The organism is Micromonospora sp. C51 (genome assembly GCF_018070435.1).
In the GTDB taxonomy this organism is placed as follows: domain Bacteria; phylum Actinomycetota; class Actinomycetes; order Mycobacteriales; family Micromonosporaceae; genus Micromonospora; species Micromonospora sediminimaris.
The window spans coordinates 15745-31966 of sequence record NZ_JAGPXQ010000058.1; the positions used below are offsets into that span (position 1 = coordinate 15745).

Genomic DNA, 16222 nt, shown 5'->3' on the forward strand with positions numbered 1-16222 from the left:
AGCATCATGTCCCTGTCGCAGCACCTCAACGCTGACCCCGACGCCGCGTCCACACCGCTGCCGGCAGACCACGTCTGGCTGCACCTGTCCGCCGCGCTCAGCGCGCACATCCCCCCGATCGCCGGACGCGAGGACCTGCTCGTCGTCATCGAACCCGGCGCCGGCGGCGGCGCACCCGCCTGCTTCATCCGCGAACAAGCCACCATCGAAATCGACGGCACCTACCTCGGCATCGACCCCCGCCACGTGGACCCCCACGACCCCGACGCCCGCGAACAGTACCCAGTCGCGTGGGGGCTGCTCGTGCACGAGGCCGCGCACTCCCAGCACACCCGCTGGGCCTTCGGGTCCGGACCCGCCCGGGTAGCCGAAGCCACCGCGCTGCTGGAGGAATCCCGCATCGAGGCCGCGCAACTACGACGCCGGCCCGGCGACCGCCGCTGGCTACGCGCCGCCGTCACCCGGATCCTGCTCGACGACATCCCCACCACCGACGACCCGTGGGCAGCCGCCGCCAGCGCCGCGCTCGTCCTCGGCCGCGTCGACGCCGGTGTCCTCGACCCCGACGAAGCCGACCAACTCCGCACGGCGGTCACCCGGATCCTGCGCCCGGCACTGCTCGGCACCCTCACCCGGCTCTGGCAAGAAGCCCACCAGGTGCCCGACGACGACACCGACGCCATGCTCGCCCTCGGCCGACGCTGGTGCCACGCCCTGGGCATCGACCCCGACACCACCCCACCCACCCCCGCAACGAGCCAGGCCGGGCAGGGCAGCCCAGGACAGGGCGGGGGTGGTAGCCCCGCCGGTGGCGGTGTGCTGCGCAACGCCGCGACCAGCGTCGTCGGTGCCGTGGCCCGCCACGACGCCGAAGCAGCCCAAGCCGCCGCGACCGCCGCCGCCCGCGCCCAGCAATGCGCCGCGCAGCGCCAAGCCGAAGCCAACCAGCGCACACGATCCCAGGACGCCGCCGCCACCGTCTTCGGCACCAACGCAGGCGCCGGCGGCGCCAGTAGCAACGGATCCCCGCTGGTGCGCACACGGCCCCCGGCGACGCGGACCCGACCAGCCGACAACGACGAACGTGCCGCCGCCCGACACCTCGCCCGCACCCTGCGGCAAGCCGCCCACCGGGAACCCACCGACACCGTCATCACCTCGACCACACCACCGGGACGGCTCGTCACCCGCGCCGCGCTCACCGCCGACGCCCAACGCGCCGCCGGGCAGCTGCCCACCTCCCAGCCATGGCGGCGCACCGAACGCCGCCGCACACCCCAACCACCGATCCACGTCGGCATCGTCGCCGACGTCTCCCCGTCCGTAGACGCGTTCGCCGGACCGATCGCCTCCGCAGCGTGGATCACCGCCCAAGCCACCGCCTGGGCCGGCGGCACCAGCGCCACCGTCACCTTCGGCCAGTACGTCACCGCCGTCACCCACCCCGGCCAGCCACCAGCAAAAGTTCGCCTGTTCGCCCGGGAAGGCCACACCCAAGGCTTCCCCCTCGCCGTCGACGCCCTCGACGCCGCCCTCGGACTGGCCGACCCACGCGCCGGAGCACGGCTACTCGTCGTGGTCAGCGACGGCGAGTTCACCAGCAGCGAACTGATCGACGGGAAGACACGCCTGGACCGACTCGTCCGCGCCGGCTGCGGACTGCTCTGGCTCGGCCCACCCAACTCCCAGCCACTCACCGGCGCCCACGCCACCGTCCTCGGCAACCCCGCCGACGCCGGACGGCTCATCGCCCGCGCGGCTGCCACCGCGCTCCGCAACACCTGACTACAGCATGGGTCGTCGCCGCCCGCCGTTTGCCCTCCCGGGGTGGGCGGTGACGACCTGTCTGTGTGAGTGTCATCAGACGGCGGTGCCTCGCCGGGCGCCTATCCGACAGAGCAAGAAGCTGGCCCTTTTTGCGTTGCCCCGCTGTCAGCGCCGGAACAGCGTCCGGGATGAGTTGAAGGGACAGCCGTTCCGATGGTCTCGTGGCTGACCGTCGGGGGCTGAGGTCTGCCCTCCACTGATCATGCGGTGCCTCGCATACGTCGGCCTTGCTGCCACACTCGCTCGAACTCCTGCGCCGTGATCGGTTCGACAGTCGGCTCCGCACCGACAACACTCTCGCGGAAAGGGGCTTCACCTTGTCCCCAGGACGAGGGTAGCGGTCTACGCGGAAGCGGGCCGGAGGCGAATGGCTTGAGGGTTCCCCTACGTTGCCGGCGATGACGGAACCTCGTCGTGCTCGGTTCCCTTCATTTCGTAGAAGGCAAGCCCAGGGTGCCGAGCAAGGCTGCCCATAGCGTCACCACCTCCGGCGGAACCGCCATGGCATCGGCAAAAGCCGCGCCAACCCTTGCTCCCTTGTGCGCGCCAACATCCCGCCGCACCTGGCAGAGCGTCCGCTCGTCTAATCGTTCGAGGAAGACCTCTAGTTCGCCGCCCTTCGAGCCGTCATCCCCGAACTCATCAGCAAGGGTGAAGATACCTTCGGCCGCCCATGCCTCTCGGACATCAGCCAGCCGCGCTCCAGACTGCGGCACCGGCTTGCCGAGTTTCGCTAACTTCCGAGCCATTCTGCTACCGGGGCGCATCGCAGGACCGTCAGCGATAATCGCCCATGGCACCCCAAGTCGCTCCGCCAAGTCCGCGAAAGCCCCGAATGCAGTCTGCCCGTCAACCGACAGAAAGACGACGTTTCGCTCGTCCGGCGTTGGCAGGGGCCCGTTGTTGTCCACGACGCCGCCGTCGAGCCACCGTCTGATGGCGGCGAGGTCTGTGGCTCCCTCGAACAGCACTACTCCGGCCGCGAAAAGGAGACTGCGAACTTCAGAGGAGGAGAGCAAACGTGTCATCGCAGCGACGTCCGCGGCTGTGCTCAGAGCAAGCGAGTTCACCGCAGCGCACCCCGGCACCTTCGAGATGCGCACGATGCTCGACAACTCCTCAGCCGTCTGCGCCGGCACGAGATCGGGGTTGTGAGTCACGCACACCGCTTGACCTTGCGCGTCCCGTCGGGATCGCAGCATCGCCAACAGTCGTCGTTGCGCCGTCGGCGACAGGTGCACAGCCGGCTCATCTAGGAAGACGCAGCGGCGTTCGTCTGCCAGCAGCGTGGCGAGCAAGAGGGCCTCGGACGCACCTGCTCCGGCGCGGTGCAGTGGAACATCGTGCAGATTTCCGCCAGCTTCGATCTGGATGGTCGGCACGAGCACCATCTGCGCAGTCTCGTCAGCACCCGTAGTTACCTGCTCGGTGCAATCAATGTGCTCTCCGATCAGCTGCTTGAAGGACTCCTGCACTTTGGCGAACCGGCGACGGTCATCAGCCGATCCGTTCTTCAGCCGGTGTAGCTCCAAGGCCAACAACGAGCCGTCTTGCAAGCTCGGCGCAGAGGCGAGTTCCCGTACCTCGTAGTGCGTGCGGATCGGTGCGCGGTGGTTGTTGGTCACTTGAAGCCGACGTTCCAGCAGCAGGTCCAGCACGCGCGCGAACAGCACTCGGTCTTGAGGCCGAGGCTGGTGGTCCGCCTCTGCTAGGACGGCGGCGATGCACGGAGGCTGAACTGAGGCGTTTACACGTTCGACGACGAACTCAATACGGGCATTTGGCGCATTGCCCCACAGCTCGACGTGCAACTGTTCATCGAGGATCTTTGTCTCTATGTCGTTCGTCGACGGGCACAACTCGTTGACGTAGCGCGCGTTGCTGGGGCTCACGGCGACCGGACCATCGACCAAACGTCCCATATCGTGGCCGAGGAGCTGGACGTGCGCCGGTCCGTGGGGCAGCTCGAACTCCCATCCCACCGTCCAGCGTGCCCGTTGCTGCTCATCGAACCGGACCACCAGATCGCCGGCCGTCATCGGCAACATTGACTCGGGGTTGAGCCGCGAGTCGACCACTGCTGCGAACCTCAGCACGTCCGGCGCCGCTTCCGGATGAAGAAGGTGCAGCGTCGCAGCACGGTAGTAGGAGTCGATGAGCGAACACTCGTCCGAGGCGTTGAACTTGATGCCCACGCGAACCTCAAACGACTGAGCGCCGTTGTGCCCAGCCGTCGCCCACTCGCTGTCAAGAGTCGCTGGCGCGCTGGTGGCCGCGTGCACGGCGTCACGCATCAGGTTGACTGCCTGCAGGAGTGTCGATTTTCCGCTGCCGTTCGCGCCTGTAACGACGGTCAAGGGTCTGTCGGTGGAGACATCCGCAGCGGCAAGGCCGAGGAAGTCCCTCACGGAGATTTTGGTGATGCGCACGCGGCCATCATTTCAATGGCCTGCGACTGCTGCGAGACACCGATGGGGCGGCCCGACGGCGCGTCAGCCAGCGATCGGGAACACGGCCAGCCGCCTAGGCCTCACCCCTTGGTGGTGGACCTGGGGCTTGAGGACGCGGTCAACACCTGCCTCGCCTACCGCCTTGGGACGCGGGAGACCGACCGCTGTCTACCATCAGGATTGCCGCCCTCCAGGGAGTCGCCGAACTCCGCCAGTTGTTGGACAGCGACCACGGGTTCAGCATCCGTCGGTGTCCTCAAGCGCGCGAGGAGGAGTCGCCGGAGGGCCAGGGTCAGGCGCCAAGGCCGACTATTGAAGCGATGACGGCGCATCGCCTGGCAACGGCCAGAGCTGGGAATCGGCGCACGCGATGGCAGGATAGGCCAACGAGACTGCGAGGGAGATGGCGATGGACCTCGATCACCTCAACACCCACCAGGTACACCAGGTCGCTCGCTACTACGCGGCTGCGATGGTGGCGAGCCAGGGATACAAGGTCGCGATCGACGGGCCAAGGACGCGTCTCTCCGTCGAAGGTCGAACAGTGCAAGTCCTGTCGCGCAGACTGCTCGACTCACCATGGCAGACCAACGCGAGTCAACCGACGGTTGAGGATGCTGAGGCAGTCATCTTCGTGGACCTCACCGGAGAAATGCCGGACTTCTACGTAGCGCCAGCGTCATGGGTGCGGGATGACGTCCAAGTCCACCACGCAGCATGGCTGGCCAGCGTCGGAGGGGCACGCCCGCGGAACCCAGGAAAGCGATCACACTGCGATACCCGTACAGCGCATCCGACAGTGGCATCGACGGTGGGACGTCTTGAACCTCGTCAGCTGACGTGCAAAGACGAGGCAAGCCTTATCCTGCAGCTGGAGCCTGGACGTCTTCCGTGTAGTCCAGCTCGCTTAGCCGCGAGGATCGTACTCGCCTGCCAGCCAACGGATGAAGCGCGAGGCGCGGTCCACGTAGGTGTGCACGGTTTTGTCCCCTTTACCAGCCTCTTCAAGTTCAGCCTGGTAGCGGATCAACTCTTCCCGGAGTTCCTGCTCCGTCCAGCATCTCTGCGTCATGAATTCACGCTAATGGTGTTTCTGTGGGTCCCCGCAAGTATCACAACCACCCTGCATCAAGAAAGCTGCGAGCCCGGGGCTCAGGGGCGGAGGCTGTCATCCGCCAAGCCAGTAGAGCGCTAGATCGACCTCACGGGCTGTGTAGATCCCAGCGCCGTGCTCAGCCATTTCAACGCGACATTGTTCTATAAGCTCCATGTAGCGCCGGTATCGGGCGGGGCCGTCGCTCAGGGGTAGGCACACATCGGCCAGCCCTTTGCGGGCACGCTTGTCGTATACGGCCATCCGATGTGGTGCGGCTGCCAGGATCAGTGCGGACGGAAGAGCGCCGCCGGTCTTCATGCCAGGCAGCGGGGAGAGAGCTACCTTGGCGGCAGCTGCCGCCTCGGGTACAGACAGGCTCCTGTTGCGCGCTGCTTCGACTGCAGTGGCGGTGATCCCCCGTACCGTCGCCTCGGGTGCCTTCAGCAACGGCTCGTTCCATCGCCCCAGCTGGATACGCTTCCAGAAGTACAGCGCACCGATGTCGACCTTGCCGATGCTACCGGTACGTGCGACGCGCTCGATGACGTCGTGTAGCGGTTCGTCGTAGCACTCAGGGACCTTGGCGCGGTATCGGGCGAGCGCCTTGACGATCTTCTCGCAGCGTTGAGCTGGCGTCATAGGGCACGGCTGGTCCATTTGTGCTCCGCTGGGCTTCGAGGGGACTGTCACGGGAAACGGTACGAGCTGCGTCCCTGGCTCGCCTCCTCCGTCGAGACAGACCTAGAGCGGCCGATTCCTGGGTCGGCGGGCGGGCACTCTAGTACTCCAGCCACACTTTCCTGATCTGGAGTTTCGGCAGATCGTCGGCATGGTGGACGTCGGAGTGTACCGGCCACGCGGATGTCGCTGCTATCGCGTCGACGGTGGTGTGATCGCACCGTCTGTCTGCTGTGGTCGGTTGCAGGGCGGCGGGCAGGTTGCCGTGCTTGTGTTGATCGATGAAATTGTGGGCTGGCGGGCAGGTCTGGATGATCTGTTGGCGCGGTTCGCGCACCGGTTCGGGCGTGCGGAGCCGCGCCGATCGACAGTCACGATGGCAACGACGCCACCAGTACCGGGCCAGAACAGCCCGCTACCAGCGAAGACACCGACTACCTCAGGTGCGGCTGGAGTGCTAGGCGTTGATGGACGTCATGTCGAGCGGGCCGCCGTGTCGAAGGTGCGGCAGCAATGCCACGGCCTGGGCGGCGCCGAAGGTGCCTGCGGCGAGTTCCTCCATGAGTTCCGCGGTACGACCGAGCCTCGGTGGCAAGCCCGGAAAGCGGCGGCATACCGCAGCAACTACAGGTCGTCCGCCCGCCAGCGTCGAGCAGCGAGCTCAGGGCAACACCGCACATGTTCGGTCATGTCGTGAGCTGATTGCCTGGATCTCGCGTTGTCTTTGGTCGACCGCTCGTGCGTCGTCGACGGAAGCCGGGTGGCAGATTGCGGCGTACGGTTCGTTCCGTCCTACCGATCCGACGGGCGATCTCGTCGTATCCCATCTGTGGGTCGAGGTCGAGCCAGTAGGCCACGGCGGCCGCTGTTGCGACAGAACTGTGGGACGACTTGTCGTGATCGCCTGGTACCGACGTCCCACCGGCACTATCGGTGCTGTTCGTGCGGGCTAGCGGCGGGTCGGGATCGGTGGGAGCCCCGCGTTGCAGACCGGGTTCAGGCCGCAGCGGTTGCGCTGAGTGTGGGTCCTCATGGGCGTACGTGCCTGCCACCTTCACCGGCCGATTCAGGTCGGTGGGGTGGCTGTTGCCGTGCTGGCCTCTCGAGGGTTCGGCGATGGATGCTTCAGCCGACGCGCGCGACGTCGACTCGACAGGCCCAAGCTCCTCGCGGGGCAAGGTCGGCTGCCGACCAGAGGTGGTGCGCTTGGGCTGTGGGCGCTTCTGGTCGAGGCGTTCCTGCTCGCGTCGGTCGGCTCCGGTGGCGATGCGGGCTGGGGTGAGGTCGGCGGCGATGAGTGTGGTGAGGCCGTCGTAGTCGGCGGTGTCGGCCAGGCGGGCGGCGATCTCGTCGAGGTTGTAGACGTGGACTGCGATCGCGGCCGTGGTCGGATCGACCGCCGACCTGATCTTGCGGTGGAGGACTTTGGCGATCGCGGCGCGGCGCCGTTCGCAGCGCAATGCTTCCCACGCCGCATCGAGGGATCCGTACAGGCCGAGCCGGGGGTCTGCCTTGGCCACGGTGCGGGCCCGGTGGGTGATGAGGGGGTGGCGTAGCCAGTGGCCGAGGAGTTCGTAGGCCGGTGCGGTGGCGGGTAGCGCGCCGGTGGCGCGGAGGCGGTCGCGTCGTCCGTTCTCGACGTGCATGAGCCAGACGAGGTAGCCCAGGGCGGACATGCCGGCGAAGAAGCCGCCGAGGAGGTGGTTGTCGTGGGCCAGCCAGTTGAAGGCGACGGCGCCGGCGGCGATGGCGGCCGACAGGATGCGGGAGGCGATCGCTCGTTCGCCGAGGCGGCGGCGCACGTCGGCGTTGGTCATCACGACGATGCCGCCGAGTTCCAGGGCGCCGACGGCGGGGATCGCGATGAGTGGGTGGATGTCGAGTTTCTGTGTTGCGGCGGTGACCTGTCCGGCGAGGGCGACGAGGAGCACGACGACGTAGAAGAGCGTGCGCATCTGCGCGGCGCGGTGGACGGCCTGGCTCAGCTGCGTGTCGGTCTGCTCGCCGACGGGCTGATCGGGTCGGGTCGGGCTGTGTTCGGCGGGGAGGCGGCCGGGCGAGGCTGCGGGGTGCCAGGTGGTGCCGTTGGTGCGGCCCGTGACCGCGGGTGTGGCGGTCATGAGGGGCCCTTGTCGTAGCCGTTGGCGGGTTGGCTGCGCTGCGGCTGGTTGAGCAGGGTTCGGGCGAGGGCGGTGGTGTCGTCGCTGACCGTGGTGTCGATGTCGTTGAGGGCGCGGGTGAGTTGGCGGTGCAGGTCGCGGATGGCGGTGGGGTTGCCGAGTGCCGCGTGGGCGCGCATGGCCGCCTGGTACAGGGCTTCGGTGTGCGGGTGGTGGCCGATGGCGGTGGTGAGCACGGCGAGCGCTTCGCCGGGTTGGTCGTGGAGGGCGTCGGCCAGGGCGAGGGCGGCGTCGACGGCTTGGCGTTGCACGGCTTCTCGGTACGGTTCGATCCATTCGTAGTCTTTGCCGTTGGCGAGTGGGCCTTGGTAGGTGGTGACGGCGCGGCGGAGGGCGGCGATGCGGGCGGTGGGCGTGGTGGCGCGGTTGGCGTCGTCGAGGGCGTCGCTCATGCGCCACAGGTCCACGTCGAGGGTGTCGCGGTGCAGGATGTAGCGGCGGCCGGGGTGGGTCAGGTAGGTGGCGGGGCCGCCGGTGCTGGCGAGGACGCGGCGCAGGTTGTAGACGTAGGTGTGCAGCCGGTGTGGTGCTTTGCTGGTCGCGGCGTCGGGTAGCAGGTCTTCCAGGATGGTTTCCTGGCTGGCGACGCCTTGGCGGGCGGCGAGGTAGGTGAGCAGTTCCAGGGCTTTGCCGCGCAGCGGCAGGGTGGTGGTCATGTCGACGATGCGGGCGTCGCCGAGGACTTGGACTTGGACTCGACGGGTGGCTGTGGCGTCGTCGTCTTGAGCGGCCTCGTCGGCTTCGGCCTGGTCGTGGGTAATTGGTGGTTGGGTCGCGTCTGGTGGTACGGCCGGTTCGTCCGCGGTGGGCGCGGGTCGAGGATGCGGTTCGGCGGGCCCGGGCTGCAGGTCGCCCGCGTCGTGGGGTGTGCCGTCGCGGTTGTCGGTGACTGCCGGGCCGGGTGGGATGTCGACGGTTGGGGGTGCGTCGTCCGCTGGTGGTGGCGGGGTCTGGCCGGTGTGGGACTCGGCGAGAATCCGTAGCAGGTCGGTGGCTTCGGTCGGGTCGATGACGGTGAGGCGTCCGACGTCGGCGGGGTGGTGGCAGTGCCGGTGGGCGGTGCCGTCGGCGGGGCTGGTGGATCCATCGCGGGCGACGGCGACGGTGTCGCCGTCGGGCCAGGCGCCGAGCAGGACGCCGTGGATGTCGAGCCGCTGTCCCTGGGTGAGCAGCGCGGCGATACGGGCGCGCTCATACGCGGCGGTGGCATCGGCGATGAGTACCGTCGGTGCCACGGGTTCGGCCTGCGGGTTCAGCTCGTGGAGGCCGGCGATGGTGTCGACTTCGGCGTCGAAGCACATCCGGGTGCGGTGCAGGGTCTGCTCTTCGAGCAGCGTCAGAGCGTCGGTGAGCCCGTCGGTGACGGTCAGTCGCGGCGTGGCCGGCAGGACGACGGCCTCGGTGGTGCCCCACAGGGTGGTGAGGGTGGTGGAGGGGATGACGACCTGGCCGCCGCGCCCGCGGGCGTCGTCCATGCCGCCTGTGGCGAGGGTTGATATCAGGAAGCCTCGGGCTGCGGCGTGGGCTCCGGGGCCGGTCAGTCCGAGCCCGGCGGGTGGCCACACCTCGATCATCGGCCCGTCGAGCGCCGGCGTGAGCGGCCGCGCCACGCCTGTCGGCGAGCTGCCGGGTTCGTCGTCGGCTGCGGGGGCGGTGGTCGCGTCCGGGTCGGCGACGAGTTCGTCGTGTGGGGTGTCGGACGCTGGCGGGCGCAGGCTGCGGCGGATCCGGGCGACCAGTTTCGGCATTGGGGCGAGGCTCGGGTCGTTGAGGCGCAGCTGCGGCGTGGGTGGTTGGGGGGTGTAGCGGCGACGGCGGTGTGCCCAGACAAGTGCGACGGCCGTGAGGATCGCGGTGACGAGGCCGAGGTCGAGCCAGCCCCCGGTGCCAAGGGAGACACCCGGCGGTTCCGCCTGGGGGTTGGGACGCTGCTGTTCGTCGTCGCGGTCGGGGCTGGTCGTCGGGGTTGTGGATGTCGGTGAGGGTTCCGTCGGTGCGGCGGATTTGGTTGCCGGTGCGGAGGGTTCCACCACGCCGTCGTCATCGTCCTGCTGCCCGGATGGAGCGGGTTCGGCCGCCTGGGTCTCGGACGGGGTCGCGGTGGGCGGCGGCTGGGTGGGGGATGGTCGTTCGGGCTCTGCCGGGCTGGGGTCGGCTGGCGGTGGGGTGGGGGATGGTGTGTTGGCCGGTGGTGTGGCGTCGTCGGGCAGTGTCAGCAGCCAGCCGGGGTAGATCAGGTCCGGGTTGGTGAGCGTGCCGCCGACGTCGGGGTAATGCGTGCCCTGGTTGAGGGCGAAGATCTCGGGCCACCGGTCGGGATTACCGAGCCACTGTGCGGCGATGTCCGACAGTGTGTCGCCGCGTTCCACCCGGCAGGTGGCGGGCTGAGCGAACAAGACGCTGGTGTTGTGATCGGCTGCCAGCCGCCCCGTCGGCACGCTTCCCTGGCCCGGCCGCCCGGTGTCAGTGCCAGCCCGGAGACGCTGGACTGCGGGGTCGCGTGATGCCTCGTCGAGCACGCTGGGGGTGCTGGCTTGGCCGACCTCGGCGGTGGTGGGCGGTTGGTGCGGGCCGGGCATCGACCGGGGCGTGTCGTCGCGGTGCGGTAGCGCGGGAAACGCGTCGGCCGTGGGACCGGAGTGCGCGGTGGCGGGCAGGGCGGAGGAGGTCACGGCGGTGGCGCCCAGTACCGCCGCCGCGAGGCCCTGCAACGGCCCGGGTAGGCGCAGCGCGAGCTGCCACCGCATCCGTGCCCGCAGCTGCCGGTCCAAGCCGTGAGCGACGGTGGTGGCGAGCAAAGTCCACAGCAGCCATGCGCAGGTCTTCAGCAGTGTGGTGAGGAAGCCGGTGGTGAGCGGCTGCTGCAGCCATGCCCTCATCTGCTCCGGTGACGGGGTGGGCGGGCGCAGCCAGGCTGCCCGGTAGGCCAGGACCAGTGGTGCTGCCGCGAGGACGACCGCGACCACGGTGGCGGTCGAGACTGGTGGTTTCGCCATGCCCTGCCTCCGTCCCCAGATGCATGCCAATCGGTTGGTGTGGTGTCACCGACCGTAGGAGCAGTCAGGGCCGCCGATACCGTTTCGGCGGCTTACAGCACCTCACAGCACCTAACACAACCTCACAACCCCAGTTCAGAGGGCTCCGCATCGGGACGCCCGGATCTTTGGTGACGATCTCGACGTCGACGCCGAGTGCGGCGCCGTGTTCGACGAGGCGGCTTATGAAGCCGGCGTCGACCCAGGTTTGGTCAGAGTGGAGTAGGCGGCGGTGGCTTTGGTCGAGCAGGTGGGGGGCGCGGCCGCTGACGCCGGCGTCTGTGCGGGCCTGTCGCCACGCGGTCAGGCGGGGTGCGATCAGGGCCCAGCGGGCGTCCGACAGGTCGGACGGATGGGTCGCCCTTCGGTCATGCAGCAGGCGTACGGTGTCGAGTCCTCGACGCGGTGGACGTCATGTCCGTCAATGTGGGATGAAAGTGAACCAGACACGATCCCGAGATGAAATGCGCGGAAGCCGGGCAGGTCTACGTCCGCCGATATGTTTTCTTTCTGGGGCGGGTCGGGCATCTCACGCTACCGCGGTCGAGGCGCGAATCGGCCATTACCGGCCCGAAGATGAAACAAACGTCCAGTCAGGCCTCTTACGGTCCACTACACCCAAGGTCGAACCGCATGTCCTCGCAGCCAGCGATCTCCCGCAATACGCCGCGCTCAGCTATGTTTATCTGGGGAGATCGTGTCCCCGGGAAGGAGGACGCGGCCTTCATGGGCCAAACGGGTGAGACCACTGAGAACAGGGAATCGCAGGGCAGCCCTGGCAAACCGACATTCGGTCAGACGGCCGCCGAGCGGGCACAGGGCGTGGACAAGTTGAACTTGTGGACGGCAATCATCGCAGCCGTTGGAGTGTTGGGCTCTGCGCTCATAACCGGCTGGTTCAACTTACTGCCCGAAGCTGGCATGACTCAGCCCCTACCCACCCCTCCATCCACGAGGCACAGCGCCACACCCTTCCCAGCCAGCGGCCTGCCCGGATACCAGGAGGCGCTCGACGGCCTAGCAAGCAACGACTCAACAGCGTGGGAGGGATCCATCAATCGACTGGCGGTCGTAATCAGGGACAAGAGCGAGTCGCCGCAGGTGCGGCAGGACGTGCTCCGTAGCCTCGCGACCTTTGTGCGTAGGCACGCGCCCAAGACGCTGGCGCGCAGCTATGACTACTGCCTCAAAAATCCGCCGCCGCTCTACGTCCCACCTGAAGTCGAGTTGGCCCTCCAGACCATCGGTAGAAAGTTGCCCGAAGACGACGAGCTAGTAATCAATCTCACCAGGATCAATATTGCCTACGCAAGCCTGCCCGATCTCAATCTGCGGAACGTACGCTTGGACGGCTCATTGCTGTGCCGCGCAATACTCGTGAATTCGAAACTGGAAGGAGCGAGTTTCCGAGACACCAACTTGCGGTTCTCGTGGATGCAGGGATCGCAAGGGCTCACGGCCGATCAACTTACGCTCGCGGCGTCACTGCAAAAGGCTGAACTCCCGGCTCACCTCGTAAACTCCCCCGTGTTGAGTCCCATGCTCGTCAACGATCCGGAACTGAAGGCGTCTTGACGGCGGTGGACCCACGCTTGCGATCACCGCTAGCTTCCTCGTAGGGCACGACCGCCCCTTGCCTCGCCTGCTGACCCCACCACGCTCTGGGATCACCCTCAGCCCACAGGACCAGGAGGTCGCGTTCCTCCCAGGTCGGCGGCAGTGGAGTACTGCAAAGAGAACGATAAATATGCAGAGGTGCATCACCTCTGTAGCCGCGTTGACCTGACCGAGCGGGATATCCGCAGGGCGTTCAACGCGCTTAGCGGCGAGACACCCCGAGCTCTTCCGAGGCGCGGGACGGCGGCACCCGCGTATATCGGGTGGTCGGCCCGACGGGCGAAGCGCGACGGCGCCTTGGGCTCTGGCTCCACGGAGAGCCTTTCAGACAGCCTGGTGCAAGCGGTGGCGCTGGCGGCCGAAGGGAAGCCAGACGCGGAGAAGCGGGGCAATCTCAAAACGCCCGCTGCCTTGTTCGGCAGCGCCGGTCGGGACGTTATGGTGGACGTGACGTCAGGCGTCATCAGCCGGCAGATCAACGGGAAGTAGGCGGCATTCGGGGCTGCCCACCGGCAAGGCAAGCGGCCCCGATACGTCCATTTAGACCAAGGCTATAGACAGTGCCCTGTGTTTTAGCGCGGAAATCGTCCTCAGCGCATGAGCGCATTCACGCCTCGGCCCCACAGCAGCGGCTAGTACTCCAGCCGCACCTGCCTGACCTAACGATTCAGCAGCTCACGGAGATAATCGACATGGGAGTTGCGGATAGAGGGTAGCTGCGGATGTCGATGCTATGCGGCGGACGGGTAAGCGGTCGGACCGTCTGTCTGTTGTGGTTGGTCGCAGGGCGGGCAGGCTGCCGTGCTTGTGTTGATCGATGAGATTGTTGCTAGCGGGTGGGTCTGTCAGGTGGTGGGGTCGGGCACGCTGACGGCATCCAGGGCGCTGTCGAGGCCGGCCGCGGCGATACGCCGGGCGTACCGGTCGGACAGCTCGGCGACCGCCGCGTGCTCGCCCAGGGCGGTGAGCACGGCAATGGCACGCTGGTGCAGGGTCGCGTTGTACGGGTCGATGCGGATCCCGCCCTGGAGCCAACCGAGTGCCCGTCTCGGGTCAGGTTCGGCGGCGGCCAGGGCCGCGTAGGCGTCGAGGACGTGGCGGCGGGCGGCCTCGCGGTGTGGGTCCAGCCAGGGCCAGGGGTATCCGGTGGCGAGGTCGCCGGTGTAGGCATCCACGACCGCCTGCCAGGCGGCTCCGTGATCGGTGAGGGTGGACGCGGCGTGCGTGACAGCGCGACGCAGGCGCCACAGGTCCACGTCGACCTGGCTCGGGTTGAGGCGGTAGCGGTCGCCGGTGCGGTCGATGATCGTGTGTCCGGTGGTCGTGCGCAGCAGGGTCCGTAGGTCGCTGAGGGTGGTGTAGAGACGTGCGGTGAGTCGGTGCGCGGGCAGTCCCGGCCACAACGCTTCGGCCAACTGCTGGCTGTCGACCCCGCCGGCGTGCACGGCCAGATAGACGACGGCGTGCAGGGCTGCGCTGCGCCGCACGGGCAGGGGTGCGCCGTCGAAAAGCAGGTCCGGTTCGCCGAGCACCCGGACCTGCAGTCGCGGCCCTGGGTCTACGGGGGCGGGTTGCGGGCCGGTCTGGCGCGGTATTCGTGGCTGCGTCGGGGTGGTGTGGGGTGCGGGGTGGGCGTGTCCGGTGACGATGAGCAGGTCGGTGGTGGCGAGCGGATCCAGCACGCACATCCGCGGCCCGGCCACCCGGCCGTCGCCGGCATCAGTGGTGGTGTGGCCGTCAGCGTTGACGTGCCAGACCGGGGCGTGCGGCCAAGACGCCACCACGACCGCGGTCACAGGGCCAGCGGTAAGGATGTCCGTGAGGCGGCCGCTGGGTGGGGCGGCGAGCATCAGCACCGACCGCGGCCGCCCGCCCCCGCCCGCTGCGATGGGCGCGGTTGCTGCCGACAGCAGTGCTGCGGCGTGGTCGGCGTCGTCGGCAATCCGCAGCCCTGGCCCGGGACGTAGTCGCGGGGCCGCCGGACCGAGTAAGGCGGCCACCGCGTCGCGGGTGACCACCACCTCCGGTGCGGTGTGGTCCCGTAGGCGGGCAAGGAGGGCGGTCACCAACAGGCCGCGAGCGGCGGCTGCGGCACCCGGGCCAAGGATGCTCGCTCCCGCGGGCGGAAACCCTTCCGGCAGGATCCCGCCCGCTGCGGCCCTGGTCAGGGCGGGCTTGTCGTGGGTGGCGATCGCGGCTTGGACCTCGGTCACGGTGGCCGGTAGCGGTGCCAGCTCATCGGCGACAGGGCCGGTCTGGCCGGGGTGAGCAGGGCGGTAGGCGCGGCGGCGTCGCAGCCACATCAGGCTCGCTGCGGCACCGACCTGCTCGGCGACCTGCGAGGGCAGCCAGCCGCCGGGAACACTGACACCGTCGGCGGCATTTGGTTGCTCAGCGCCGTCGGAGGGGTGGGTATCGAGGGTGCCGACCGTCGTACCCGCATGCTCGTCCACGGTGCTCAGGGCGGTGGGGGTGGTAATGGTGAGGGCGGCGGCGCCAGCGATGCCGGTGGCGGTGGCCTGCCAGGGGGTGGGTAGCGGTAGGTGGCGTAGCCATCGCACGCCGGCCCACAGTCGGGTGGCGGTGGTGGCGGTGACGAGGTAGGCGATGAAGGCCCACAGCGCCCAGGCCAGCACAACCAGCATCAGGGTCAGGTTCTGTTCAGTCAGTGGGTCGCGGACCCACTGCCACAGCACCACGCGTGGTGTGTCGGTCGTCGGCCAGCCCACCAGCCGCACGAGCAGGATCGGCGGTCCGGCCAGCAGGACGACGGTCAGCAGCATTGCCGCAACCCGCTGCGGCCACCGCATCACCCAACCCTTCTTGGCGTGCGTGTCACGGGTGTGGTGGGCCGGGTAGGGGAAGGCTGCGGAAGGGTTGGGTGGGGGCGGTGTAGAGGATGCGGGTCCACAGGCGACCGAGCCACCAAACGGTGGCGGCGACGATGTAGAGACCGGCGACGGTGCCGGTGTTGTACCGGTCAACGAGGGTGGCGGTGAGGATCGCGAACGGGACACCCATCACCAGCCGCAGCCACAATCCGGACACCAACGCGGTGATCACCCCGATCCCGATCAGCAGACCACCCACCCGTTGCCCGATCCCGAGCCACACCTCCATGCCGGGTGCATAGGTCGCGGGCACCGACCACTGGACCAGCATCATCCCCACCGTCGCGGTCACCACTGAACCGCCCCGGGTTCTGTGGAGACTGATGTTCCCCGGGTTCGGTGGAGTCGGGTTGGTTGACTCGTCAGGCTCGTCGCTCGTTGAGGAGAGACGTGCCGAGGAGATACCCACCGGAGTTTCGTCGCAAGGTCCTCGATCTGCTCAAGGCCG

9 protein-coding genes are annotated in these 16222 nt (G+C 68.1%); 2 read left to right on the top strand and 7 right to left on the bottom strand.

All coding sequences use genetic code 11. From position 1 onward, the window contains the following. Positions 1–6: 6 nt before the first annotated feature. Complete coding sequence (locus tag KBX50_RS30310; protein WP_210941286.1) at positions 7–1785, top strand: hypothetical protein; 1779 nt, start codon at positions 7–9, stop codon at positions 1783–1785. 470 nt (positions 1786–2255) lie between these two features. On the opposite strand, the gene KBX50_RS30315 is transcribed toward KBX50_RS30310, so the two are convergent. The 5 genes from KBX50_RS30315 to KBX50_RS30335 form a co-directional block, all read right to left on the bottom strand. Beyond that, on the bottom strand, positions 2256–4256 hold the full coding sequence (locus KBX50_RS30315; RefSeq protein WP_210941287.1) for an AAA family ATPase: 2001 nt from the start codon (positions 4254–4256) through the stop codon (positions 2256–2258). Between the two features lie 928 nt (positions 4257–5184). After that, a complete protein-coding gene (locus KBX50_RS30320; RefSeq protein ID WP_210941288.1) occupies positions 5185–5349 on the bottom strand; it encodes a hypothetical protein in 165 nt (54 codons plus the stop codon). Between the two features lie 96 nt (positions 5350–5445). Continuing rightward, a complete protein-coding gene (locus KBX50_RS30325; RefSeq protein ID WP_247674717.1) occupies positions 5446–6030 on the bottom strand; it encodes a hypothetical protein in 585 nt (194 codons plus the stop codon). A 707-nt stretch (positions 6031–6737) separates the two neighbouring features. Continuing rightward, positions 6738–8171 (bottom strand): hypothetical protein, encoded by a 1434-nt coding sequence (locus KBX50_RS30330; RefSeq protein ID WP_210941289.1) that lies wholly within the window; start codon positions 8169–8171, stop codon positions 6738–6740. Further along, positions 8168–11227 (bottom strand): BTAD domain-containing putative transcriptional regulator, encoded by a 3060-nt coding sequence (locus tag KBX50_RS30335; protein WP_210941290.1) that lies wholly within the window; start codon positions 11225–11227, stop codon positions 8168–8170. Before KBX50_RS30335 ends, KBX50_RS30330 begins: the two co-directional genes overlap by 4 nt. A 672-nt stretch (positions 11228–11899) precedes the next feature. Between KBX50_RS30335 and KBX50_RS30340 the strand changes: the two genes are divergently transcribed. Next, a complete protein-coding gene (locus KBX50_RS30340) occupies positions 11900–12841 on the top strand; it encodes a pentapeptide repeat-containing protein (protein ID WP_210941291.1) in 942 nt (313 codons plus the stop codon). 887 nt (positions 12842–13728) lie between these two features. On the opposite strand, the gene KBX50_RS30345 is transcribed toward KBX50_RS30340, so the two are convergent. Beyond that, positions 13729–15693, bottom strand: a complete 1965-nt coding sequence (locus tag KBX50_RS30345; protein ID WP_210941292.1) for a hypothetical protein — start codon at positions 15691–15693, stop codon at positions 13729–13731. 25 nt (positions 15694–15718) lie between these two features. Continuing rightward, positions 15719–16066, bottom strand: coding sequence for a hypothetical protein (locus KBX50_RS30350; protein WP_210941293.1), 348 nt, complete (start codon positions 16064–16066; stop codon positions 15719–15721). Positions 16067–16222: the final 156 nt, after the last annotated feature.

What these genes read in the sequence shown, in the direction of transcription:
- KBX50_RS30310 (WP_210941286.1), top strand. Translation starts at nt 7, where the DNA reads ATGTCCCTGTCGCAGCACCTCAACGCTGACCCCGACGCCGCGTCCACA.
- KBX50_RS30320 (WP_210941288.1), bottom strand. Translation starts at nt 5,349, where the DNA reads ATGACGCAGAGATGCTGGACGGAGCAGGAACTCCGGGAAGAGTTGATC.
- KBX50_RS30325 (WP_247674717.1), bottom strand. Translation starts at nt 6,030, where the DNA reads ATGGACCAGCCGTGCCCTATGACGCCAGCTCAACGCTGCGAGAAGATC.
- KBX50_RS30330 (WP_210941289.1), bottom strand. Translation starts at nt 8,171, where the DNA reads ATGACCGCCACACCCGCGGTCACGGGCCGCACCAACGGCACCACCTGG.
- KBX50_RS30335 (WP_210941290.1), bottom strand. Translation starts at nt 11,227, where the DNA reads ATGGCGAAACCACCAGTCTCGACCGCCACCGTGGTCGCGGTCGTCCTC.
- KBX50_RS30340 (WP_210941291.1), top strand. Translation starts at nt 11,900, where the DNA reads ATGTCCTCGCAGCCAGCGATCTCCCGCAATACGCCGCGCTCAGCTATG.
- KBX50_RS30345 (WP_210941292.1), bottom strand. Translation starts at nt 15,693, where the DNA reads ATGCGGTGGCCGCAGCGGGTTGCGGCAATGCTGCTGACCGTCGTCCTG.